Annotated in this window: 24 protein-coding genes and 1 pseudogene; 12 read left to right on the top strand and 13 right to left on the bottom strand. The window is 64.1% G+C overall.

The features are described 5' to 3' along the window. Positions 1–113: 113 nt before the first annotated feature. The 4 genes and pseudogenes from CVM73_RS10505 to CVM73_RS10490 all read right to left on the bottom strand — a co-directional run. The gene (locus CVM73_RS10505) at positions 114–551 is read right to left on the bottom strand and encodes a type II toxin-antitoxin system VapC family toxin (protein WP_100231916.1); all 438 of its coding nucleotides are present in this window, start codon (positions 549–551) and stop codon (positions 114–116) included. Between the two features lie 3 nt (positions 552–554). After that, the gene (locus tag CVM73_RS10500) at positions 555–797 is read right to left on the bottom strand and encodes a type II toxin-antitoxin system Phd/YefM family antitoxin (protein ID WP_100231939.1); all 243 of its coding nucleotides are present in this window, start codon (positions 795–797) and stop codon (positions 555–557) included. Positions 798–978: 181 nt separating this feature from the next. Continuing rightward, a complete protein-coding gene (locus CVM73_RS10495) occupies positions 979–1,836 on the bottom strand; it encodes a hypothetical protein (protein ID WP_100231915.1) in 858 nt (285 codons plus the stop codon). Positions 1,837–1,839: 3 nt separating this feature from the next. Next, positions 1,840–1,927 (bottom strand): annotated as a pseudogene (locus CVM73_RS10490) (GMP synthase (glutamine-hydrolyzing)); the annotation flags it as partial. Between the two features lie 115 nt (positions 1,928–2,042). On the opposite strand from CVM73_RS10490, the gene CVM73_RS10485 reads away from it, so the two are divergent. The 3 genes from CVM73_RS10485 to CVM73_RS10475 are packed head-to-tail and all read left to right on the top strand — an operon-like array spanning position 2,043 to position 3,559. Next, positions 2,043–2,405 carry an ArsR/SmtB family transcription factor gene (locus CVM73_RS10485; protein ID WP_100231914.1) on the top strand — a complete coding sequence of 121 codons (363 nt, stop codon included), beginning with the start codon at positions 2,043–2,045 and terminating at the stop codon, positions 2,403–2,405. Next, positions 2,402–2,899 carry an SRPBCC family protein gene (locus CVM73_RS10480; RefSeq protein WP_100231913.1) on the top strand — a complete coding sequence of 166 codons (498 nt, stop codon included), beginning with the start codon at positions 2,402–2,404 and terminating at the stop codon, positions 2,897–2,899. The genes CVM73_RS10485 and CVM73_RS10480 overlap by 4 nt, the downstream gene beginning before the upstream one ends. Positions 2,900–2,944: 45 nt before the next feature. After that, entirely contained in the window at positions 2,945–3,559 is a 615-nt protein-coding gene (locus CVM73_RS10475; protein ID WP_100231912.1) for a DUF998 domain-containing protein, read from the top strand. A 1-nt stretch (position 3,560) separates the two neighbouring features. Here the strand turns inward: CVM73_RS10475 and guaA are convergent, their stop codons facing one another. After that, a complete protein-coding gene (guaA, locus tag CVM73_RS10470) occupies positions 3,561–5,159 on the bottom strand; it encodes a glutamine-hydrolyzing GMP synthase (RefSeq protein WP_100231911.1) in 1,599 nt (532 codons plus the stop codon). 149 nt (positions 5,160–5,308) lie between these two features. Here guaA and CVM73_RS10465 point away from each other — a divergent pair, with 149 nt between their 5' ends. Further along, positions 5,309–5,680 carry a nuclear transport factor 2 family protein gene (locus CVM73_RS10465; protein ID WP_100231938.1) on the top strand — a complete coding sequence of 124 codons (372 nt, stop codon included), beginning with the start codon at positions 5,309–5,311 and terminating at the stop codon, positions 5,678–5,680. Between the two features lie 18 nt (positions 5,681–5,698). Here the strand turns inward: CVM73_RS10465 and CVM73_RS10460 are convergent, their stop codons facing one another. Continuing rightward, a complete protein-coding gene (locus CVM73_RS10460) occupies positions 5,699–6,151 on the bottom strand; it encodes a winged helix-turn-helix transcriptional regulator (RefSeq protein WP_100231910.1) in 453 nt (150 codons plus the stop codon). A gap of 95 nt (positions 6,152–6,246) precedes the next feature. Here CVM73_RS10460 and CVM73_RS10455 point away from each other — a divergent pair, with 95 nt between their 5' ends. The 3 genes from CVM73_RS10455 to CVM73_RS10445 all read left to right on the top strand — a co-directional run bounded on the left by CVM73_RS10455 (position 6,247) and on the right by CVM73_RS10445 (position 8,385). Continuing rightward, positions 6,247–7,512: an MFS transporter gene (locus CVM73_RS10455; RefSeq protein WP_100231909.1), complete on the top strand. Its 1,266-nt coding sequence runs from the start codon at positions 6,247–6,249 to the stop codon at positions 7,510–7,512. A 68-nt stretch (positions 7,513–7,580) separates the two neighbouring features. Next, complete coding sequence (locus CVM73_RS10450; protein ID WP_027573925.1) at positions 7,581–7,913, top strand: DHCW motif cupin fold protein; 333 nt, start codon at positions 7,581–7,583, stop codon at positions 7,911–7,913. A gap of 262 nt (positions 7,914–8,175) precedes the next feature. Further along, positions 8,176–8,385, top strand: a complete 210-nt coding sequence (locus CVM73_RS10445; RefSeq protein ID WP_100231908.1) for a cold-shock protein — start codon at positions 8,176–8,178, stop codon at positions 8,383–8,385. A 217-nt stretch (positions 8,386–8,602) separates the two neighbouring features. Here the strand turns inward: CVM73_RS10445 and CVM73_RS10440 are convergent, their stop codons facing one another. Both CVM73_RS10440 and CVM73_RS10435 read right to left on the bottom strand, forming a co-directional pair. Further along, positions 8,603–9,904: an RsmB/NOP family class I SAM-dependent RNA methyltransferase gene (locus CVM73_RS10440; protein WP_100231907.1), complete on the bottom strand. Its 1,302-nt coding sequence runs from the start codon at positions 9,902–9,904 to the stop codon at positions 8,603–8,605. A gap of 68 nt (positions 9,905–9,972) precedes the next feature. Next, a complete protein-coding gene (locus CVM73_RS10435) occupies positions 9,973–10,395 on the bottom strand; it encodes an MAPEG family protein (RefSeq protein ID WP_100231937.1) in 423 nt (140 codons plus the stop codon). Between the two features lie 155 nt (positions 10,396–10,550). Here CVM73_RS10435 and CVM73_RS10430 point away from each other — a divergent pair, with 155 nt between their 5' ends. The 4 genes from CVM73_RS10430 to CVM73_RS10415 all read left to right on the top strand — a co-directional run bounded on the left by CVM73_RS10430 (position 10,551) and on the right by CVM73_RS10415 (position 13,791). Next, a complete protein-coding gene (locus CVM73_RS10430) occupies positions 10,551–11,177 on the top strand; it encodes an acriflavin resistance protein (RefSeq protein ID WP_100231906.1) in 627 nt (208 codons plus the stop codon). A gap of 69 nt (positions 11,178–11,246) precedes the next feature. Further along, positions 11,247–12,092 carry a metallophosphoesterase family protein gene (locus tag CVM73_RS10425; protein WP_100231905.1) on the top strand — a complete coding sequence of 282 codons (846 nt, stop codon included), beginning with the start codon at positions 11,247–11,249 and terminating at the stop codon, positions 12,090–12,092. Positions 12,093–12,206: 114 nt separating this feature from the next. Continuing rightward, positions 12,207–12,737 carry a DUF992 domain-containing protein gene (locus CVM73_RS10420; RefSeq protein WP_245452278.1) on the top strand — a complete coding sequence of 177 codons (531 nt, stop codon included), beginning with the start codon at positions 12,207–12,209 and terminating at the stop codon, positions 12,735–12,737. Between the two features lie 457 nt (positions 12,738–13,194). After that, complete coding sequence (locus CVM73_RS10415) at positions 13,195–13,791, top strand: phasin family protein (protein WP_100231935.1); 597 nt, start codon at positions 13,195–13,197, stop codon at positions 13,789–13,791. Positions 13,792–13,875: 84 nt separating this feature from the next. On the opposite strand, the gene CVM73_RS10410 is transcribed toward CVM73_RS10415, so the two are convergent. The 3 genes from CVM73_RS10410 to guaB all read right to left on the bottom strand — a co-directional run bounded on the left by CVM73_RS10410 (position 13,876) and on the right by guaB (position 17,039). Then, positions 13,876–14,169, bottom strand: a complete 294-nt coding sequence (locus CVM73_RS10410) for a hypothetical protein (RefSeq protein ID WP_100231904.1) — start codon at positions 14,167–14,169, stop codon at positions 13,876–13,878. Between the two features lie 151 nt (positions 14,170–14,320). Next, a complete protein-coding gene (locus tag CVM73_RS10405; RefSeq protein ID WP_167406755.1) occupies positions 14,321–15,355 on the bottom strand; it encodes an NADP-dependent oxidoreductase in 1,035 nt (344 codons plus the stop codon). Between the two features lie 190 nt (positions 15,356–15,545). Next, positions 15,546–17,039, bottom strand: a complete 1,494-nt coding sequence (guaB, locus tag CVM73_RS10400) for an IMP dehydrogenase (RefSeq protein WP_100231902.1) — start codon at positions 17,037–17,039, stop codon at positions 15,546–15,548. Between the two features lie 481 nt (positions 17,040–17,520). Between guaB and CVM73_RS10395 the strand changes: the two genes are divergently transcribed. Beyond that, positions 17,521–19,011 carry an MFS transporter gene (locus CVM73_RS10395; RefSeq protein WP_100231901.1) on the top strand — a complete coding sequence of 497 codons (1,491 nt, stop codon included), beginning with the start codon at positions 17,521–17,523 and terminating at the stop codon, positions 19,009–19,011. Between the two features lie 112 nt (positions 19,012–19,123). Here CVM73_RS10395 and CVM73_RS10390 read toward each other — a convergent pair whose 3' ends face one another. Both CVM73_RS10390 and CVM73_RS10385 read right to left on the bottom strand, forming a co-directional pair. Further along, a complete protein-coding gene (locus tag CVM73_RS10390) occupies positions 19,124–19,804 on the bottom strand; it encodes an RlmE family RNA methyltransferase (RefSeq protein WP_100231900.1) in 681 nt (226 codons plus the stop codon). Between the two features lie 2 nt (positions 19,805–19,806). Next, positions 19,807–20,880 (bottom strand): Ppx/GppA phosphatase family protein, encoded by a 1,074-nt coding sequence (locus CVM73_RS10385; protein WP_100231899.1) that lies wholly within the window; start codon positions 20,878–20,880, stop codon positions 19,807–19,809. Positions 20,881–21,080: the final 200 nt, after the last annotated feature.

Raw genomic sequence — 21,080 nt, 5'->3', positions numbered from 1 at the left:
GGCTGGGTGGGCGCAACGGACATCAAGCTCGGCTCCGGAAGGGCGATGCAGATGTCGTATCATGGACGAGCACGGCGCACATCCAACGCAAGCGCGGAGCACCTGCGCAACAATCAGGACGGCGGCAACTTACTGAAGGGATCGAGCACCGGCACGCCGAGTGGCGCGAAATGCCTGACGTTGCGGGACAAGATCGTCAGCGCGTGCTCGCGCGCCGTAGCAGCAATGATGATATCGGCAAATCCAGGCGCATGCCCCTGCCCGCGAGCCCAGTCCGACAGCTCTCCCGCAAGCCGCGCGCCCGGCGTGTCGAACGCCAGGATTCGATCACCGTAGAGGTGCAGCACGGCGTCAAGCCATTGTGCCAGGTCCCTGCTCCTGCGCGTGGCTTTCTCTCGTCGCAGTTTCGCTATTCCGTCCTCGACCTCCGCAATCGTCACGACGGACAAGTATAGGGAGCCGGATTGTGCGTCCATCCATTCGACGAGCGCCGTCGGCACCGGCCGGTTCGGCGACACCGCGGATATGACGTTGGTATCGACCAGGTACACGTTTCAAAAATCGGTCTTGCGCAGCCGGGACCGATTGCGCGCCGGCAAATCGCCCGCCCTCGCAGGAGCTGCCATCAGCAGGCGTCCGAAACTCGGCACCTGCGACAGCCGGCGCCACTCCTCATAGCTCAACACCACAGCCTGCCTCTTGCCATGACGCGTGATCACCGCAGGCTTGCCGTCGATAGCTTCATCGACGACTGCGGAAAGATTGGCCTTCGCATCACGAAGTTGGATTTCGCGCATGGAGCTCATCCTTATGACTACAGTAGTCATAAAGATAAACTACCCAAATTTCAAGAGGGCTTGACCGTACTCACCTTAGAGCGCTTTCCAGTAGTCGTCGGATGGGTAGAGCGCAGCGATACCCATCGACCTCGTTGTGTTGCCGCGATGGGTTTCGCTGCGCTCTACCCATCCTACGGGCTCACCATTCTCGCCAGGTGTCGATCTCATCGACCAGACTCTTCTGTTTCGCCACGAAAGCCATCTCTTCTAGCACCGCGTAAATGTCCTCGCGCTCCTCGGTCTCGATTACTTCTCCGGCAGCTTTATCCGCTTCGTTAAACCATTCAACACAACGTCGAAGGATCGATCGCACCTTCGCTTTCGGCGGCCTTGGTCCCAGCTCGCGAAGCTCGCGGCACGCACTATGGACTGTCTCTCGGGCGGCTTTGGTGAACTCCACTGGCGGAAACGGTGGCGACGGCGCCCATCTTTCGAACGGCGTCTCAGCTAGCAGCTTTTCCCACGTGAGATTCTTGAGACGCGCTCGGTATCGTTCTTCCTTCGCGGCTCGTTCGGCAGCGGCCTTCGCCTTACTCTTCTCGGATTCGACCAGGAGCGCGTCGCGATCGTGTTCCCAGCGCCATTCGCCTTCGGCTGCATGGTTGGCAAATCGGAGAGTCGAGTAGCTGAACCCGATTCCGAAGCCAATAATCTTCGCACCTATCGCCTGCTCCTCAGGCGACAACCTACCGCTTCCCAATAAAGAAACACTATCGAGGTCGGATGGTGCCCACCAATCAGCGTTAACGCCGAACACGGCCATTCGACCCGTATGCGCAAAGCGGTGTTCATGAAGAACGACCGCCTCATTGGCCACTCTCAAGCTGGGAGGCGTCGACCAAATTCCCCCTAGCACCGCGATGGCAACAAACCTTTCGTTGACGCCCAAGACCTTGAATGCCGCATAGCGACCGGTCTCCGGCGGGGCAAATCCCGACAGTGGCGAAGTGCGAAAGCTATAGATTTCGCCAGCTACCGGCGCCTTGTCTCTCGCCAAACCCTACTCCCACTCAATCGTCCCGGGCGGCTTACTCGTCACATCATACACCACCCGGTTCACGCTTCACTTCGCTGATGATGCGCGTCGCGACGTGCTCACAAGGCAAATTGTGGCGGCCTAAATACTTAGGTATTGACCTAAGTATTCTCCCTACTCTAGTATGTCGCTGTTGCCCCCCACCAGAAATGGCAAACCGACCAGCAATGATGCCGCAAACCGCCAGCGCTCCGCCTCCGCCAGGTGCGATTGACGGCATCTTCCGTGCGCTGTCGGATCCGACACGCCGGGATGTCGTGGAGCGGCTGAGCCTGAAGCCGGCCTCGGTCAGCGAACTGGCCGCCTCCTACAAAATGGCGATGCCCTCCCTGCTCGAGCATCTGAAAGTCCTCGAAGGCTGCGGGCTTGTGCACTCCGAAAAGAAGGGCCGCGTGCGCACCTATCAGCTCGCCGCCGACCGCCTGAAGGTTGCCGAAGACTGGCTCGGGGCGCAGCGGCGCCTTTGGGAGCGCCGCCTCGACCAGATGGATGCATATTTGTTGAAGCTGAAAAAGGAAGGTTTGAAATGAAAGCCGCGTTGGTGAAGCCCGATCCGAAGTTCGATCTCGTACTGGAACGTGAGATCGAAGTCCCCGTCTCCCTGGTCTGGAAAGTGTGGACGACGCCGCAACATCTTAAGCACTGGTTCTGCCCGCGTCCGTGGTCCGTTACGAAGTGTGAGATCGATTTGCGACCGGGCGGCGTGTTCAGCTCGATCATGCGCTCGCCCGAGGGCCAGGAATTTCCCAACGTCGGTTGCTATCTCGAAGTCATCGAGAACGAACGCCTGGTGTTCACCGACACGCTGCTGCCGGGCTTCCGCCCCGCGCCGAATCCGTTCTTCACGGCGGTGCTGGAGCTCTCGCCGCTCGGCCCCGAGCGCACGCGTTATGTCGCCACCGCCATTCACGGCAACGAAGAGACCCGCAAGAAGCACGAAGCGATGGGCTTCCACGACGGCTGGGGCACGGTAGTCACGCAGATGGTGGAATACATCAAGGCGGGGATGAAGCCGGTGGGGTGAGTTGACGCTATACGACTGCCTCAATCACAAACAGAGAGAAAATCGATGATGCGCTCTGACATCGTGCGCCTGCTCCCGCTCGCCGGCATTGCCGCTGGCCTCCTCTTCATCCTTGTGTCGTCGGTCGAAAGTTTCGCGCGGCCTGGCTTCGATCTCAAACGGCATGCGATCAGCATGCTCAGCCTCGGCGACCGCGGCTGGCTGATGGTCGTCACGTTTATCCTCAGTGGAGTGCTGACATTGCTGTGCGCCGTCGGCCTGCGCGCCGCCGAAGGCGGCCTTTGGGGCCCGCTCCTGATCGCCGTCTATGGCCTAGGGCTGATCATTGCAGGCATCTTCCCCGCCCCAGCGAGCTTCGGTTTTCCATCTGGCACGCCGGCCGACATGGCACCCGTGATGACGACGAGCGCCAAGCTTCACGGCATGGGCTTCATGGTCGCTTTCAGCGCGCTGATCATCGCCTGCTTCGTGTTCGCGCGCGGCTATTACGACGCGGGCGAAACAGAACTGGCCCTGATTTCGATAGCGGCCGGGCTCGCCATGCCCGTACTCGTCGCCTCCGGCATGAGCAATCTGATCGCGCCAGGCATCGCGTTCTTTATCGCGGCTATTGTTGGCTGGGTTTGGTTAGGCGCGGTCGTTGTGCGTGTGACGCCTTAACTCACTCCCACTCGATCGTCCCGGGCGGCTTGCTCGTCACGTCGTACACCACCCTATTCACGCCCTTCACCTCGTTGATGATGCGCGTCGCGGTCTCGCCTAAGAACTTCATGTCGAACTGGTAGAAATCCGCGGTCATGCCGTCGGTCGAAGTGACGGCGCGCAGGCCAACCACATAGTCATAGGTGCGGCCGTCGCCCATGACGCCGACGGTCTTGACGGGGAGCAGCACGGCAAAGGCCTGCCAGATCTCGTCGTAGAGGCCGTGCTTGCGGATCTGGTCGATGTAGACGGCGTCGGCCTTGCGCAGGATGTCGAGCTTATCCCCAGTGATCTCGCCGGGGCAGCGGATGGCGAGGCCGGGGCCTGGGAACGGATGCCGGCCGACGAAGATTTCTGGCAGGCCGAGCTCACGCCCTAACTTGCGCACCTCGTCCTTGAACAGCTCGCGCAGGGGCTCGACGAGCTTCATGTTCATGCGCTCGGGGAGACCACCGACATTGTGGTGCGACTTGATGGTGACTGAAGGTCCGCCGGTGAAGGAGACGCTCTCGATCACGTCGGGGTAGAGCGTGCCTTGCGCCAGGAAGTCGGCGCCGCCGATCTTCTTCGCCTCTTGTTCGAACACCTCGATGAAGAGGCGGCCGATGGTCTTGCGCTTCACTTCAGGATCGGTGACGCCTTCGAGCTCGCCGAGGAATTGCTTGGAGGCATCCACGTGCATGAGCGGGATGTTGTAGTGGTGGCGGAAGAGGTCGACGACCTGCTCGGCTTCGTTGAGGCGCATCAGGCCGTGATCGACGAAGACACAGGTCAGCTGGTCGCCGATGGCTTCGTGGATCAGCACGGCCGCGACCGCTGAATCGACGCCGCCGGAGAGGCCGCAGATCACCCTGCCCTTGCCGACCTGCGCGCGGATTTTTGCGATCTCCTCCTCGCGGAAGGCGCGCATGGTCCAGTCACCGGTGAGGCCGGCGATCTTGCGCACGAAGTTGCGGATCAGCTTTGCGCCGTCGGGCGTGTGCACCACTTCGGGGTGGAACATCAGGCCGTAGTACTTGCGCTTCTGATCCTGGATGACCGCGAACGGCGCGTTCGGCGAGGTGCCGGCGACGGAGAAGCCCGGCGGCATCTTGGTGATGCGGTCGCCATGGCTCATCCAGACCTGGTTCTTGCTGCCTGATGACCAGACGTCCGCGAACAGCTGGCTCTCGGCCTTCACCTCGACATCGGCGCGACCGAATTCGCGGTGATGGCCGCCCTCGACCTCGCCGCCCAGCTGGGCCGCCATGGTCATCTGGCCGTAGCAGATGCCCATCACGGGCACGCCGGAATCGAAGATCAATTGCGGGGCGCGGGGCGAGCCGGCCTCGTGCACCGATTCCGGGCCGCCGGAGAGGATCACCGCCTTCGGCTTCATCTCCTCGAAGGCGCTTTCTGCCTTGTTGAACGGGACGATCTCGCAATAGACGCCGTCCTCGCGCACGCGACGCGCGATCAGCTGCGTCACCTGGCTGCCGAAGTCGACGATGAGAATCTTGTCGTGCGCCGAGGCCACCGAGGGCGTCGACGCGGAGCGGTCGTTCTGTGCTGCTGTCATGGCCAGCAGATACGCTGGCGCGGCCCGGGCCGCAACCGCGGTGGCGGCGCGCCCACATGCTTCTTTGGACATGGACAAATGAATATAGGTAAGTAATATTGACCTATTATGCCGCTACCGTCAAACAGGGGCCGATCAGGGAGAATGCCATGTCACAGCACCATCAGCCATCAACGCTGGCCGCGCTCGGCCGGACCTGGGTCGAGGCCTGGAACACGCGCGATCTCGAGCGCGTGCTTGCACTCTATGACGAGGCGGCCGTGATGACCTCGGACCGTATTCCGGCGCTGGGGTTCGACCCCAGCGGAACGTTGCGCGGCAAGGCCGCTTTGCGCGCCTATTGGGGCAAGGCGCTCGGGCTGTTGCCGAACCTGCATTTCTCGCTGATCGATCTGTTCGTCAGCCCCGACAGCGTCGTGGTGTTCTACGAGAACGAGCGGGGCAAGCGGATCTGCGAATATCTGCGGGTGAACGAGGCGGGGCTGATCGTGCAGGGGTCGGCGAACCATTTGCCGCATTGATCCGTCTGCGCGGAGACATCAGCGCTTGCGTGCACCCGCCTTTCGCACCTTCGTATCGGACCACGTCAGCGGCCGGCCGGCTCGCGATGGCAGCACCAGCTGCCCGACCGGCTGGCCTGCCTGGTCCACCAGGTCGGAATGCGCCTCGCCGCGCGCGTAGAGATGCGCCTCGCCCCATTGGCGCAAACCGACGATGACAGGAAACAAGCCGCGTCCCCGCCTCGTCAGCGCATATTCCTGATACGCGCTGCCGTCGGAAGCCGGAACCAGTTCGAGCACGTCGAGCTCTACCAGCTTGCGCAGGCGCGTGCTGAGCATACCCTTGGCAATGCCGAGGTTCTTCTGGAAATCGCCGAACCGGCGCAGCCCGTCGAAAGCATCGCGCACGATCAGGAGCGACCACCAGTCGCCGATTGCATCGAGCGCGCGCGCCACCGGGCATACGGCCTCCGAGAAACCTGTCCGCTTCATGCTCCCACTCCAATCTGGTTCTAAAATAAGACTAGACAGCGCTGTGCGCAACTGGTCCTATGATGAGACCAGAGAGATCATGCCGGAGAGGACGGATGACCAGCAATGACCTCGCCAGAGGCAACCCGAAGGATAGTGCCGGGACGGCCGGGCACGGGCTTTCTTCCGCGATGGCGCTGCTGCTCGCGCTGGCTTGCGGCCTCAGCGTTGCCAACATCTACTTCGCCCAGCCACTGCTCGACGCGATGGCCGAGGACCTCGGCATCGCTCCCGCGGCAATCGGCATGGTCGTGACCTTCACCCAGATCGGCTACGCATGCGGCCTGATCCTGATCGTGCCGCTCGGCGACCTCTGGGATCGCCGGCGCCTGATCGCCGGCCAGATTGCACTGTCAGCGGCCGGACTTGTGGTCGTCGGCACCGCATCGCATGGCGCGGTGCTGCTGGCGGGACTGACGCTGGTCGGCGTGCTTGCCGTGGTCGTGCAAATCCTCGTCGCCTTTGCCGCAACGCTCGCAACACCGGACGGCCGGGGCCGCGCCATCGGAACCGTTACCAGCGGCGTCGTCGGGGGAATCCTGCTCGCGCGTTTCGCCTCGGGCGCGCTGGCCGATATCGGCGGCTGGCGCACGGTCTACCTGGTTTCGGCCGGCCTCATGCTCGCCATGGCTGTCTTGCTGTTGCGCGTCCTGCCGCGCGGCGCGCACGCGGCAATGGCCGGCGGCTCCTCGTATCTGTCGCTGTTGCGCTCAACGGCGGCGCTGTTCGTCGAGGAACCGATCCTGCGCGAGCGCGCCTTGTTTGCGTTCCTGATCTTCGCCGATCTCAACGTGTTCTGGACGTCGATCGTGCTGCCGCTCTCGGCGCCGCCATTCGCGCTGTCGCACACAACGATTGGACTGCTCGGGGTCGCCGGGTTCGCCGGAGCACTCGGCGCGCGCAATGCCGGCCGTCTCGCCGATCTCGGATGGGCCCAACGCACCACCGGACTGTCGCTCATGCTGATGCTCGCCGCCTGGGCCGCGATCGCCTGCCTGCATGTCTCGCTCTGGTTCGTCGTCCTAGGCGTGATCATGCTGGATCTCGGGCTGCAGGCCGTGCATGTGACCAGCCAGAGCCTGATCGTCGCCGCGCGTCCCGACGCAGCAAGCCGGCTGGTCGGGGGCTACATGGTGTTCTACTCGATCGGCAGCGCAGCTGGCGGAATCGCGGCGACCATGGTGTACGCGATGGTCGGCTGGAGCGGCGTTTGCATGCTGGGTTCCGGCATCAGCGCCGCCGCTCTGCTGGTCTGGGTGATCAATGCGAGCAGGATGCAAGAGGCGGCCGGCTGCGCGCTGACGCCCTCCCCGCCCAGGTAAAGTGCACGACCCGGAGATCGGCATAGGCTAACAAGCGATGCACCGCATCAAGGCAGGATCCCTCCCCCATGAAGCTCCCAACCTCCCCCTTTACCGTCACCGACTGGAGCCAGATCGAGGCAACCACGCATCCCGGCGAGAGCGGTGAGGCCAAGTGGCGCACCCTCAACATCGGCGAGCTCCGGGTGCGGATGGTGGAGTACTCGCCGGGCTATCTCGCCGATCATTGGTGCGATCGGGGCCACGTGCTCTATGTGCTGAAGGGCGAGCTCGATTCTGAGCTGCGCGACGGGCGCAAGTTCAAGCTCACGGCGGGAATGAGTTACCAGGTGTCGGATTTCGGCGACGCCGCGCACCGGTCCTCGACGACGACCGGCGCCACGCTCTTCATCGTGGACTGATGCGCCCCCTCGCGGTTCATTTGCACCGCAAAATAGCAAAGACGCGCGACATCCCGAACCACGGGTGGTGCCTTGAAGTAGCCCCAAATCCTCGCTATATTGTGATCATCGATACTTGGGCCGAACGACTGGGCCGCTTCGCTTCGTTACAGACGGGCGCGCACGCTTCAGATGACTTCTCCAAACATCGACTGAACAGGATCATGGGCGCAGCGACGCGTACCGGTCCGCGTGCGTACCCTCTCTAACAAAGGAAATTCCCATGGCTATGGGCACCGTGAAGTGGTTCAATACTCAAAAGGGTTATGGTTTCATCCAGCCGGACGACGGCCAGAAGGACGTGTTCGTGCACATCAGCGCCGTCGAGCGCGCCGGCCTCTCCCCCCTCAACGAGGGCCAGAAGGTCTCGTTCGACATCGTCGCCGACCGCCGCAGCGGCAAGTCCTCGGCTGACAATCTCCGCGTCGGCTAATCGCCCGCGCCAGGGCGTTCTGACCACGGACGTACCGGCAGAACGCTAGAACTCGAAAGCCCCGCGACCGGGATCCGGTCTGCGGGGCTTTTGTTTTGCTCCCTGTCATTCCGGGGCGCCCGAAGGGCGAACCCGGAATCCATCGCACGACAAGTGCTGCGGCCCGATGGATTCCGGGTTCTCGCTTCGCGAGCCCCGGAATGACGGCGGGATGAGATCAGCCGCCCTTCCTCAGCACCGAGACGAAAAAGCCATCCGTGCCCGTCCGCCGCGGCGTCATCAGCCAGCCTTCCGCCGACTGCAGCGCAGCCTCGCCAAAAGCTTCCGCCTTGTCCCAGAGCACGCTCGCGGTCTGCTCGGGCGGGATAATCGCGAATTCGGGATGGCGCGCGACGAACGCCCTCACCTGCTCGCCGTTCTCCTCCGCCAGCACCGAGCAGGTGATGTAGGCGATGCGGCCGCCTGGCTTTACCAGCGGCACCGCACGCGCGAGCACCTCGGCCTGGTCACGCAGGCGGATCTCCAGCGCGCCCGGCCGCATCCGCCATTTGGCATCGGGGTTCCGGCGCCAGGTGCCGGTTCCCGTGCAGGGCGCATCAATCACGACGAGGTCGGCGGTGCTGCGGATATCTTGAAGCGGATCGGCCTCGCCCTTGGGCGTACGGACATCGGCATTGTGGACGCCGGCGCGCGACAGCCGCTCATGGATCGGGGCGAGCTGGCGCTTGTCGCGGTCGGTCGCGATCAGCCGGCCCTTGCCCTGCATCAGGGCGGCGAGCGCCAGCGTCTTGCCGCCGGCTCCGGCGCAGAGATCGATCACCTGCTCGCCGGGTTTTGCCGCGGTGAACTGGGCCGCAAGCTGGGAACCTTCATCCTGCACTTCAATTGCGCCCTTGATGAAATCCTCTTCCGCCTGGATGCCGGGGTTGCGCGCATCGGCCGAAAGCTCGATGCGCAGGCCGGTTGCGGACCAGGGCGTCGGTTTCGCATGAAGATGAGCAAGCGCACGCAGCACCTTGTCGCGATTGGATTTTAGCGTGTTGACGCGCAGATCGAGCGGGGCCCGGCTGGCCATCGCTGCGGCCTCCGCGGCGCGGGTCTCGCCGAACACTTTTGCAAGATGCGGATCGAGCCATTCGGGGTAGTCGCCGGCGACGGCAGCGGGTGCGTCCTTGAGGGAGCGATGGCTGAGCGCGGCCTGCTCGGCCTCGGTCAGTGGCGCCGGCGCAAACCGGCTGCCGTCGAACAGCGCGGCCATGGTGGCCGTGTCCATGTCGCGCTCGAGACGGAGCATGCCGATCAGGCGCGCCCGTGCGGTATCGGAATCCATCAGGTAGGCGCTCGAGGCGTAGCGGCGCAGCACGTCCCAGATGAGGCCGGCGATCGCGGCGCGGTCGCCGGAACCGGCGAAGCGGTGGGCGGTGCCCCACTCCTTCAGCGCCTTGGCCGCGGGCACGCGGTCCCTCTCGATGGTGTCGATCAGTTCGATGGCTGCGGACAGCCGGGCAGCGGGGGTCATTTGAGTCTTTCGGTTTTGCGCATGATCTTCTCGGAAAACCGGGATCCACTTTTCCGGATCATGCGCGCTCAGATCAGCAGCAAGAGCTTCAGCGCGAAGTAGATCCACATCGCGAGCAGCACGAGCACGCCGGCGAGCCAGATCGTGGAGCGGCGGCCGAGATCGTTGGAGGAGACGAACACGCCGGCATGGGCAAAGCGTGTCACGACGAACACCCAGGACATCAGCACGATGAAGAGATCGGTGCGGCGCAAGGGCAATGCCAGCGCGATCAGGACGTAGAACAGCACCGGCAGCTCGAACTGGTTGCGGTAGCAATTGGCGATTTGTGTGACGGCCTTCGGCCAGTTCGGCTCGCCCAGCGCAATGTCGCGGATCTTGGTCTCGCCCGAGACCAGGGTCTTGCGCCGCGCCAGGACCATGCCGATCAAAAGCGCGAAGGTAAGAGCGACCTGCACGAAGACCGGCAGCAAGACCATTTGAACGGACATCGGAACTTTCCCGGGAGGCGAAATGCCGCCGACCGTCATTAGCCGCCACTTTTGGCGCTGACAATGAACGACTTGAACCGGCGTTCCCGCTGTTGCGACCAACCACCGATTGTTCAAGCGATTTCGGCCCCTTAGGCCCGAGGCGAGCTCGCGCCATGACTACCTTGTCCAGCCTCTTCAGCGAATCCGCCGACGGCCAGCTCGGCATCCTGATGTCGGCGTTGTCAGGTATCGCGGCAGCGCTCGCGGTCGCGCTGGCAATGACGGTCTATTTTCGCCTGAGCTACCGGATGATCTACGTGAATTGGCGCGACGTCGCCCGGCACGGCCTGGCTACGCTCGCCGCGCTCGCGCTGTTCGCCTTCGCTGCCTACGACATGCGCCACGCTGCGCTTGCCTATCTCGGCCTCAATCCCTCCAAGCCCGCCGTCGAGTTCGAGATCCGCATGCCCCGGGAGATGCTGACGGCGGTGACCGACAGCCAGATCGAGCTGCATACCGACCGCAACCAGACGCTGGCGCTGGTCGACGGGGGGCGCGACCTCTCGGACGGGCGGGCCGTCCTGCGCGGCGCTGTGGTGCTCAACCACCGCACCGCGGACCGCGTTCTGGTCGTGAGCCTGCCCGGCAAGGGCACCTTCGAGTTCCGCCTCCGCCTGCCGGCCGAGCCGCATCGCTCCGACCAATTCGGCCCCTGGCACCTCGCCGACCGCATCGCCTCCCCGCTCGCCGGCCCGGTCGCACCGCAGGACGGCTACACGATCCGCTACCGCGTGCTTTAAACTTTGTTCGTTGCGATCCATGCCCGCGCCGTCATCGTTCCGACGCGCGGCAACGGGTAGGATGATCGCATGCCCGAATTTCGCCTGACCCAGATTTCCGACACCCATCTCGGCCGGCGCTTCCCCGGCCTGATCGCCAACTTCCACCGCATCAGCGAGCACATCGACGCCGGCAGGCCCGATCTCGTCATCAACACCGGCGACGTCTCGTTCGACGGGCCGACCAGCCGCGACGACGTCGAATTCGCGAAAGGCCTGCACGACGCGCTACCCGTCACCTGCCGCTACCTCCCCGGCAATCACGACATCGGCGACAATCCGACCGCGATCGGGCCGGCGCCGAAGCCGCCGGTCAACGAGACGCACCGCCAGCGGTTCTGCGACATCATCGGCGAAGACCATTGGTCGTTCGAGGCCGCCGGCTGGTGCTTCATCGGCCTCAATTCGCTGGTCATGAATTCGGGCCTCGCCTTCGAGGCCGAGCAGTTCAACTGGCTATCCCAGGAGATCGCGCGCACGAACGGCAGGCCGGTCGCGCTGTTCCTGCACAAGCCGCTGTTTCTCAACCTGCCCGACGATCCTGAAACGCCGGAGACTTCCATCCGCTACGTGCCGCAGCCGGCGCGGGCGCGGCTGATCGAGATGTTCGGGAAAGTCGACCTGCGTCTCATCGCCAGCGGTCACGTGCACCAGCGGCGTGACTTCACCTGGCGCCACACCCGCCACATCTGGGCGCCGTCGGCCGGCTTCGTCATCAATGATTCGCGCCAGGACCGGGTCGCGATCAAGGAAGTCGGGCTGGTCGAATACCGTTTCCAGCCCGACCGTCTTGAGGTCCGCCACGTCAGGGCGGCGGGCCAGCGCGATGTCGACATCGAGGAACTGCTCGCCCAGATGGGCGGCGATCACTCATAAAATCGGCTGCGTGCAGTGGGCGCACTTGCTGCGGAGTTTTGCCTTCCACCAACGGGAACATCGCTTGCTCAGCGCGCATTGAAGGACCATTCAGAATACGTCGATGGAGGCCCCATGATTAGGACAACGCTGAACGAAACCAGGCTGACCAATCTGGCGACAGCTTGCGCGGCCTTGGCCCTCGTCCTCGCGATGGTTCCGGCAACGGCGCAGGAGGCTGGGCGCGCAAGGGTCGGCACACTCACGTGCAACATATCGCCCGGAGTCGGCATGATTGTTGCGGGACAACGGCAGTTGAGCTGCATCTACGCATCGGCGCGAGGCAGGGCGCGCGAGACGTACGAAGGCACCGTCAGCACGCTTGGTCTCGACATAGGAGCCACGTCCGGCGGTCAGCTCGTTTGGACCGTGTTTGCGCCAACCACGCTTCGCCGGGCGGCCCTGGCCGGAACCTATGCGGGCGCGACCGCCGGCGGCACAGTGGGCGCCGGAGTTGGTGCCAACCTCCTGGTGGGCGGCTCGGATCGCACGATCGCCTTGCAGCCGGTGTCCGTCCAGGGGCAGACAGGTGTGAACGTCACAGCAGGCGTATCGAGAATGGAATTGCGGCCGGTCGCTGCGCCTGCGCGCCGCAAGGCGCAGTGACGGCCGTCGCCGGCGAATTGAAGAAGATCGCTTTTCAGTGAGTTCGGGTTCCGCCGGGGCGCCACCGGTGCTCCCGCACGTGACTTCTGGCTCAACGATGCCCCAAGGCTCGCTTCAAGGCTCGCTTCAAGGCTCGCTTGGCGCAAATCGAGTGCTCTTCTTCCGGCGAGTTCAAGCCGATCCGGACAAGCTGCCTGCCTTAAGAATTTGCTATTGGACTGACGGCTTCCGCGATGGCGGCGGGGTCTGCATGCCCAGCATTGGGAACAAGGTGAAGATCGGACCGAGGCAGTGCTTGAGAAGTTGAAGCGCTCGTTGCTGCGCGCGATCGCGGAGGATTGATTAAAAATCGCGTGCCCCGGAACGGTCGAGAAATGCCCACGTTGCTCGCTTAGGATCGCACCTGTGACGGAGAGCATAGGATCCGACCTCACCAACAATAACGATGGAGCAACAAATGGCTAATCCACGCCAGGAGGAAAAGTCCACACAAAGCCCTGAGGACACAATGCGCCGCGCCGCCGAAAGGACTGCTGAGCAGACCAGGCGGATCAGCTTAGCTACCACAGAGGCCAGCGAGGAGGTGGCCCAAGCCAGCAGCCATCTGCTGCAACAAAATGCCGAGATGTTGCAAAACAGTTGGCGCTTCGGCGTCGACATGGCCACGGCGATGATGGGCCGCTCGAGTGATCAGCTTGGTCGCACGTTCGGTTTGACGGGCGATGAAGCGCAGCGGGCAACAGAGCGCTCGGTCCGCAACGCAGAAGCAATCATGTACTCTACAACCGCGGTCGCCAAAGGAATGAACGGCGTCTCACACGAGTACTTCGATTTCGTTCGACAGCAGATCGAGAGGACCATGGACCGTATGAATGAACTCTGGCGCTGCCGAACTCCGCAAGATTTGGCGGCTGTGCAGACTGATCTGATGCGCGACACCATCAGCAGCGCCTTGGATACCAGCCGCCGGATGGCGGACATGTCTTTGAAGGTGGCTGACGATGCAGGAAACCATATAACCCAGAGCATCGAACGCATGCGGCACGCAGCCTAGCGCGCTGCCTTAACCATGGCGCACATGCGCGGCTGAACCTCAGCCGCTCATAGCTTGTGCTTCAGTTGCGGCCTCGCCGGAGACTTAAGCCACGCTCTTGAGATCCTGCTGGATCGCGGCCAGCAGCGATTGCAATGCCTCGCTGTTCACCGGCTTTGAGGCAGTGGCAGGCGGCTGCCCGGCAGTTTGCGCGGCCTTGACCGGACGCTTCGGAAACGGCGGCGGTGGTGCCGGCATCGGAGGGCGAGCAAAATCGCCCTCGTCCTCGGTGTGAACGAACTTGCCATGGATGACGTCGTCGCGGCGGCCCATGACGAACATCGTCGCCCAATAGCCGGCGGCCAGGAGGATTACGCAGAAAATACCAATCTCTAACATCGCAGCACCTAAAATATGCGCGATGATTCAATGCCTTCGTCGGGGCGTCAATGAACAGGCGGTCACACCTGCGGGTTTTGCGGGCAGGTGTGACCGATTAGTGACTCTTTCTTAACCATCCACTGCCCCGAGGAGGCTGGATGTCGCCAAGTTAGGCCTTGTCCGGACCAACCCGGACCAGCTGCTTGCCGAAATTGGCCCCCTTGAGCAGGCCCATGAAGGCGCCGGGGGCGCTTTCCAGGCTCTCGGTGACGAACTCCTTGTACTTGACCTTGCCGTCGCGGACCCAGGCCGACATGTCGCGCAGGAAGTCGCCATGGCGGGACGCGAAGTCGGAGACGATGAAGCCGCGGAAGGTCAGCCGCTTCGTGAGGATGTTGCGCATCATCGCACCGGCCCATTTCGGCGGCTTGGCCTCGGTGTCGTTATAATGGGCGATCAGGCCGCAGACCGGTACACGCGCGAACGGATTGAGCAGCGGGAACACCGCCTCGAACACGGCACCGCCGACATTCTCGAAATAGACGTCGATGCCCTTGGGGCAGGCGAATTTCAGCTTGGCCGGAAAATCGGTTTCGCGATGATCGAGACATTCGTCGAAGCCGAGCTCCTTCACCACGTAGTCGCACTTGTCCTTGCCGCCGGCGATGCCAACCGCGCGAGCGCCCTTGATCTTGGCGATCTGGCCCACGGCCGAGCCGACCGCACCGGAGGCGCCGGCAACGACGACGGTCTCGCCGGGTTGCGGCTTGCCGATGTCGAGCAGGCCCGTATAAGCGGTCATGCCGGGCATGCCGAGCACGCCGATCGAGGTCGAGATCGGACCGAGCTTGGGATCGACCTTGATCAGGCCCTTGCCGTTCGAGATCGCATGCGTCTGCCAGCCGGATCGGATGCGCACGATGTCGCCGACCGCGAAGTCGGGATTGCTGGAGGCGGCGACCTCGCTGACCGCCTCGCCTTCCATCACCCCGCCGATCGGCACCGGAGCTGCGTAGGACGGCCCCTCGCTCATGCGCCCGCGCATATAGGGATCGAGCGACAGCCAGATCGTGCGCAGCAGGACTTCACCTGCGCCGGGTGTCGGCACCGCGAATTCCTCCAAGCGGAAATCGGACGGCTTGGGCTCGCCGACGGGACGCGCGGCGAGAACGATGCGCTTGCCGCTATGTTGACCTTGGGACATGGCTTCCTCCTGACTGCTTGTTGCAGTCATTTAGGAGGTACGTGGGAATGAAGCAAATCCCACACACTCGCTGTCATGCCCCGCGAAGGCGGGGCATCCAGTACTCCGAGACCGTTGTGATTGAGCCGAGAAGCCGCGGCGTACTGGATGCCCCGGTCAAGCCGGGGCATGACAGCGGAGTATGGAATTACTAACCCCCGCCCGGATAGTTCGGGCTCTCGCGCGTGATCGTGACGTCGTGGACATGGCTTTCGCGCAGGCCCGCGCCGGTGATGCGGATGAATTGGGCCTTGTCGTGCAGCTCCTTCATGTCCTTTGCGCCGACATACCCCATCGCGGCGCGCAAGCCGCCGGCGAGCTGGTGCATGACGTGGCCGACCGCACCCTTGTAGGGCACCTGCCCCTCGATGCCTTCGGGGACGAGCTTGAGCGTGTCCTTGATGTCCTGCTGGAAGTAGCGATCGGCAGATCCCCGCGCCATCGCGCCGACCGAGCCCATGCCGCGATAGGCCTTGTAGGAACGGCCCTGCCACAAAAACACTTCGCCGGGCGTCTCGTCAGTGCCGGCGAGCAGCGAACCGACCATGGCGATGTCGGCGCCGGCAGCGAGCGCCTTGGCGAGGTCGCCGGAATATTTGATGCCGCCGTCGGCGATGACCGGGATGTCGGACTTCTTCGCCGCTTCCACCGCATCCATGATCGCGGTGAGCTGGGGAACGCCGACGCCGGCAACGATGCGGGTGGTGCAGATCGAGCCCGGACCGATGCCGACCTTGATGCAATCCGCGCCTGCGTCGATCAGCGCCTGCGCGCCTTCGGTGGTGGCGACGTTGCCGGCGACGACCTGCACCGAGTTGGACAGACGCTTGATGCGGTTCACCGCGTGCAGCACGTGGCGGGAATGGCCGTGCGCGGTGTCGACGACGACGAGATCGACGCCGGCATCGATCAGCCGCTCGGTGCGCTCGAAGCCGTTATCACCCACGGTGGTGGCCGCAGCAACGCGCAGGCGCCCTTGCGCGTCCTTGCAGGCGAGCGGATGGGCGACCGCCTTCTCCATGTCCTTCACGGTGATGAGGCCGACGCAGCGATATTGCTCGTCGACCACGACCAGCTTCTCGATGCGATGCTGGTGCAGCATCCGCCGCGCCTCGTCCTGGCTGACATTCTCACGGACCGTGACGAGGTTTTCGTGCGTCATCAGCTCGGAGATTTTTTGCTGGCGATTGGTCGCAAAGCGCACGTCACGGTTGGTGAGGATGCCGACCAGCTTGCCGGGCGTATTCTTGCCGGCACCGGTGACGACGGGAATGCCGGAAATGCCGTGATCGCTCATCAGCTTCAGCGCGTCGTCGAGCGTGGCCTCGGGGCTGATGGTGAGCGGGTTCACCACCATGCCGGACTCATAGCGCTTGACCTGCCGCACCTGGGCGGCCTGCCCTTCGGGATCGAAATTGCGGTGGATGACGCCGAGGCCACCGGCCTGCGCCATCGCGATCGCCATGCGGGCCTCGGTGACCGTGTCCATGGCGGAGGCCATGATCGGAATGTTGAGCGGAATGACGCGGGTGACGCGGGAACGGATGTCGACCTCGCCCGGCATGACGTCGGACAGACCCGGCTTCAACAGCACGTCGTCGAACGTAAAGGCTTCGCGGATGCCTTGAAGTTGCACCGTGGCCATATGCCAACTCCTTCCTGCGGCCCTGCCGCAAATGCTTATGGATGAGCGCCGCCCTCGGCGTACCTTGCGGCATCGCCTTAAGAATCGGAGCCCATCGGTGGGGTTGACGCGGGTCGATAGCACGGCCGCGCGACGAATCAAAGCAATTCGGGCCGCCTGCCAGCCATGCACAGGCTTTTTTGGCCGGATTCAGCCGAGAGGCGGCCACCCGTCGTCATTCCGGGGCGCGACGAAGTCGCGAGCCCGGAATCCATCGCGCAGCGGATCTTGGGGCCCGATGGATTCCGGGCTCGCGCCAAGGGGCGCGCCCCGGAATGACGAAAGAGTGGAATTCCGCCAGCGGGCACAACCCGAAAGAGAGGGGTCACACCGTTGTTACGCGGGATCTAGGTGCCATGCGCCGATCCGCAATGGTCCCCGCCGGGCGGCGGTGTTAAGCCGCAAGTCCACCCTTCCTTCCGATTTCCCTTACCAATCCGTCATGGTCGACAAGCAACGCGTCATCCCGCTGATCGTGGCCACTGCTCTCTTCATGGAGAACATGGATTCCACTGTGATCGCCACCTCGCTGCCGGCGATCGCGGCCGACATCGGAACCAGCCCGCTGACGCTGAAGCTCGCGATCACGTCCTACCTGCTGTCGCTCGCGGTGTTCATCCCGGCGAGCGGCTGGACCGCCGACCGCTTCGGCGCGCGCATGGTGTTCGCGATCGCGGTCGGCGTGTTCATGGTCGGCTCGGTCGGCTGCGCGCTCTCGACCTCGGTCACCGATTTCGTATTCGCGCGCATCCTGCAAGGCATGGGCGGGGCGATGATGACGCCGGTCGGACGCCTCGTGCTGCTGCGCTCGGTCGACAAGAGCGCGCTGGTCAACGCGATGGCCTGGGTCACGGTCCCTGCCCTGATCGGCCCCGTGATCGGACCGCCGCTCGGCGGCTTCATCACGACCTACGCGTCCTGGCACTGGATCTTCCTGATCAACATCCCGATCGGCCTGCTCGGCATCTTCATGGCGATGCGCTTCATCGATCCGATCAAGAGCGAGGAACGCGAGCCGTTCGATCTCTACGGCATGGTGCTCGCTGGGCTGGGGCTCGCCGGCATCGCCTTCGGCCTCTCCGTCGCGGGCCTCAATCTGCTGCCGTGGAGCACCGTTGCCGCGCTGGTGGCGGGCGGTGCGATCTCGATGACGCTCTACGTCTTCCACGCCCGGCGCACGGGGTCGCCGGTGCTGGATTTCTCGCTCCTGAACCTGCCGACGCTGCGCGCGGCCGTGTTCGGCGGCTTCCTGTTTCGCCTCGGCATCGGCGCGCTGCCGTTCCTGCTGCCGCTCCTGATGCAGATCGGCTTCGGGCTGTCGCCGTTCCATTCCGGCCTCGTCACCTTTGCCTCCTCGCTGGGCGCCATGGGCATGAAGACGCTGGCGGCGCGGATCATCCGCACCTTCGGCTTCCGCAATCTGATGACGGTGAACGCGATCGTCAGCGCGTTCTTCCTCGGCGTCTGCGCGCTGTTCACGGTGACGACGCCGCTGCTCATCATCATGGTCATCCTGGTGGTCGGCGGCTTCTTCCGCTCGCTCGAGTTCACCGCGATCAACACCGTCGCCTATGCCGACGTCGAGACCGCGCAGATGAGCCGTGCCACCACCCTCGTCAGTGTCAACCAGCAGCTCGCCGTCTCGGCCGGCGTCGCCGTCGGCGCGGCCTGCGTGGAGACGACAATGTGGTTCAACCATGTCAGCGAGATCGACGCCACCGTGTTCGCACCGGCCTTCGTCGTGGTCGCGCTGACCTCGGCGGCGTCGAGCTGGTTCTTCTGGCAGATGCCCAGCGATGCCGGCCACGAGATCTCCGGCCGCAAGGCGGTGGAGATCGCGAGCCGCAAGGGTGCCGGCAAGGGCGCGGCCAAAGCCGCCGTCAAGGCGGCGAGCGAGGATACGCAGGACGTGCGGGATCAGCGGCTGGGGTAGTCTCGTTCCCCGTCATTGCGAGCGAAGCGAAGCAATCCAGAATCTTTCCGCGGAGGGATTCTGGATTGCTTCGTCGCTTCGTTCCTCGCAATGACGGAGTTCGCGGCTACTGCTACGCCTCGCCCCGAAATCCCGTCGCCAGCACGTAGCGCTCCGAGGAATCCTGCCGGCTCGCGGCGGGCTTGACGTGGCGCACCGTCGCAAAGTCGCGTTTGAGCTGGGCGAGCAGCTCGGCGTCGGCACCGCTCTGGAAGGTTTTTGCCAAGAACGTGCCCCCGGGCTTGAGCACGTCGCAGGCAAATGCAGCAGCTGTCTCGACTAGGCCGACGATGCGGAGCTGGTCGGTCTTGCGGTGGCCGGTGGTGTTGGCGGCCATGTCGGACATCACAACGTCGGCGCCGCCGCCGAGCATCGCGGTCAGCTTGTCCGGCGCGTCGTTGTCCATGAAATCGAGCTGCGCGAAATCGACACCGGGAATCTCGGGCATCTCCAGGAGATCGATGGCGACCACCTTGCCCTTGCCTTCCGCCGAGCCGACGCGCTTGGCGGCGATCTGGCTCCAGCCGCCGGGCGCGGCACCAAGGTCGACCACGGCCATGCCCGGCTTCAGCAGCCGGAACTTGTCGTCCATCTCCAAAAGCTTGAACGCCGCGCGCGAGCGATAGCCCGCCGCCTTGGCTTTCGCGACATAGGGATCGTTGAGCTGCCGCTCCAGCCAGAGCTTCGACGACAATTTGCGCTTGCCGCCGGTCTTGACCTGGACGTGCAAGCGGCCGGTGGTGTCCTTGGCCATTCTCACCAGCTCCTGAGCGCGCCGTCCTCGCGCATCATCTCGACCAGCATGCCCTCGCGCAGGCCGCGGTCGGCGACGCGCAGGCGCGGCAGCGGAAAGGCGCGCCTGATGGCATCGAGGATGGCGCAGCCGGCGAGCACGAGGTCGGCGCGCTCGACGCTGATGCAGCTGTTGCCGGCGCGCTCCTCGTAGCTCATGCCGAGCAGCTTGTTGATGGTCGCAGTGATGTCGGCATCGTTCATCCAGATGCTGTCAATGCGGCGGCGGTCGTAGCGCGGCAGGTTGAGATGGATGCCGGCGAGCGTCGTCACCGTGCCGGAGGTTCCGAGCAGGTGCATGTCGGCGAGATCGCGGCCGTGTTCCTCCGCGAACGGCGCCACGTGGTTCGCGACCTCCTGCTCCATCGCGGCGTAAATCTCCGGTGTCACGTCGCGGCCGCCGAACTGCTCGGCGAGCGTGACCACGCCGTACGGGATCGACATCCAGGCCTTGATGCGCGGCTCCGGATTTGCGGGATCGCGCTCGATCCGTACCAGCTCGGTGGAACCGCCGCCGATGTCGAACAGGATCGCACCTCGCCCCCTCGGGTCGACCAGTGGCGAGCAGCCGAGCACGGCGAGCGAGGCTTCGGTCTCGCGGTCGATCACCTCGAGGTCGATGCCGGTCTCGGCCGCGACGCGGCTGCGGAACCCTTCCGCATTCGAGGCCGCGCGGCAGGCTTCGGTCGCGATCAGCCGCAGTCGCCGCGCTTTCCGCAGATTGATCTTGTCGCGGCAGATGCTGAGCGCCGCAATGGCGCGCTCGATCGCGGCCTCGCTGATCGAGCCGGTTGCCGAGACCCCCTCGCCGAGCCGGATGATGCGCGAGAAGGAATCAACCACCCGAAAGCCGTCGTGGGTCGGACAGGCGATCAGCAGCCTGCAATTGTTGGTGCCGAGGTCCAGCGCCGCGTAGACGCCGGTTCCCGGCACCTGCACGGGGATGGCAGGCCCAGTGGCCAACGCCACCGCCGCCATCGACCCCTCCAGCTCGCCGTGCGGCCCATGGCCGTCGCGGAGCCGCGTGTGGTCATTCATACAAACTGTCTTTCCGCGGCCGGTCGGGCCGGTCTGGAATTGATTTTTTCGCCTGAAACATTAGCAGCGCGGCAGGCCTGCGCAACATCGCATCACATGGGACCATGCCCATTCGTGCGTTGTCGTGAACGGGGTGGTGGGTTATCTGAACAGGGTCCGGCCCTCCGCTGCCGCGAAAATGCGCAAATGCCGGCTTTTCA

Origin of the sequence: Bradyrhizobium forestalis, assembly GCF_002795245.1 — a bacterium.
Lineage (GTDB): Bacteria > Pseudomonadota > Alphaproteobacteria > Rhizobiales > Xanthobacteraceae > Bradyrhizobium > Bradyrhizobium forestalis.
This window is presented reverse-complemented; position numbering and strand designations above follow the sequence as displayed.

Coding starts and splice junctions, on each gene's coding strand:
- CVM73_RS10500 (WP_100231939.1), bottom strand. CDS start 797: ATGCGCGAAATCCAACTTCGTGATGCGAAGGCCAATCTTTCCGCAGTC.
- CVM73_RS10485 (WP_100231914.1), top strand. CDS start 2,043: ATGATGCCGCAAACCGCCAGCGCTCCGCCTCCGCCAGGTGCGATTGAC.
- CVM73_RS10480 (WP_100231913.1), top strand. CDS start 2,402: ATGAAAGCCGCGTTGGTGAAGCCCGATCCGAAGTTCGATCTCGTACTG.
- CVM73_RS10475 (WP_100231912.1), top strand. CDS start 2,945: ATGATGCGCTCTGACATCGTGCGCCTGCTCCCGCTCGCCGGCATTGCC.
- guaA (WP_100231911.1), bottom strand. CDS start 5,159: ATGACAGCAGCACAGAACGACCGCTCCGCGTCGACGCCCTCGGTGGCC.
- CVM73_RS10465 (WP_100231938.1), top strand. CDS start 5,309: ATGTCACAGCACCATCAGCCATCAACGCTGGCCGCGCTCGGCCGGACC.
- CVM73_RS10460 (WP_100231910.1), bottom strand. CDS start 6,151: ATGAAGCGGACAGGTTTCTCGGAGGCCGTATGCCCGGTGGCGCGCGCG.
- CVM73_RS10455 (WP_100231909.1), top strand. CDS start 6,247: ATGACCAGCAATGACCTCGCCAGAGGCAACCCGAAGGATAGTGCCGGG.
- CVM73_RS10450 (WP_027573925.1), top strand. CDS start 7,581: ATGAAGCTCCCAACCTCCCCCTTTACCGTCACCGACTGGAGCCAGATC.
- CVM73_RS10445 (WP_100231908.1), top strand. CDS start 8,176: ATGGCTATGGGCACCGTGAAGTGGTTCAATACTCAAAAGGGTTATGGT.
- CVM73_RS10440 (WP_100231907.1), bottom strand. CDS start 9,904: ATGACCCCCGCTGCCCGGCTGTCCGCAGCCATCGAACTGATCGACACC.
- CVM73_RS10435 (WP_100231937.1), bottom strand. CDS start 10,395: ATGTCCGTTCAAATGGTCTTGCTGCCGGTCTTCGTGCAGGTCGCTCTT.
- CVM73_RS10430 (WP_100231906.1), top strand. CDS start 10,551: ATGACTACCTTGTCCAGCCTCTTCAGCGAATCCGCCGACGGCCAGCTC.
- CVM73_RS10425 (WP_100231905.1), top strand. CDS start 11,247: ATGCCCGAATTTCGCCTGACCCAGATTTCCGACACCCATCTCGGCCGG.
- CVM73_RS10420 (WP_245452278.1), top strand. CDS start 12,207: ATGATTAGGACAACGCTGAACGAAACCAGGCTGACCAATCTGGCGACA.
- CVM73_RS10415 (WP_100231935.1), top strand. CDS start 13,195: ATGGCTAATCCACGCCAGGAGGAAAAGTCCACACAAAGCCCTGAGGAC.
- CVM73_RS10410 (WP_100231904.1), bottom strand. CDS start 14,169: ATGTTAGAGATTGGTATTTTCTGCGTAATCCTCCTGGCCGCCGGCTAT.
- CVM73_RS10405 (WP_167406755.1), bottom strand. CDS start 15,355: ATGTCCCAAGGTCAACATAGCGGCAAGCGCATCGTTCTCGCCGCGCGT.
- guaB (WP_100231902.1), bottom strand. CDS start 17,039: ATGGCCACGGTGCAACTTCAAGGCATCCGCGAAGCCTTTACGTTCGAC.
- CVM73_RS10395 (WP_100231901.1), top strand. CDS start 17,521: ATGGTCGACAAGCAACGCGTCATCCCGCTGATCGTGGCCACTGCTCTC.
- CVM73_RS10390 (WP_100231900.1), bottom strand. CDS start 19,804: ATGGCCAAGGACACCACCGGCCGCTTGCACGTCCAGGTCAAGACCGGC.
- CVM73_RS10385 (WP_100231899.1), bottom strand. CDS start 20,880: ATGAATGACCACACGCGGCTCCGCGACGGCCATGGGCCGCACGGCGAG.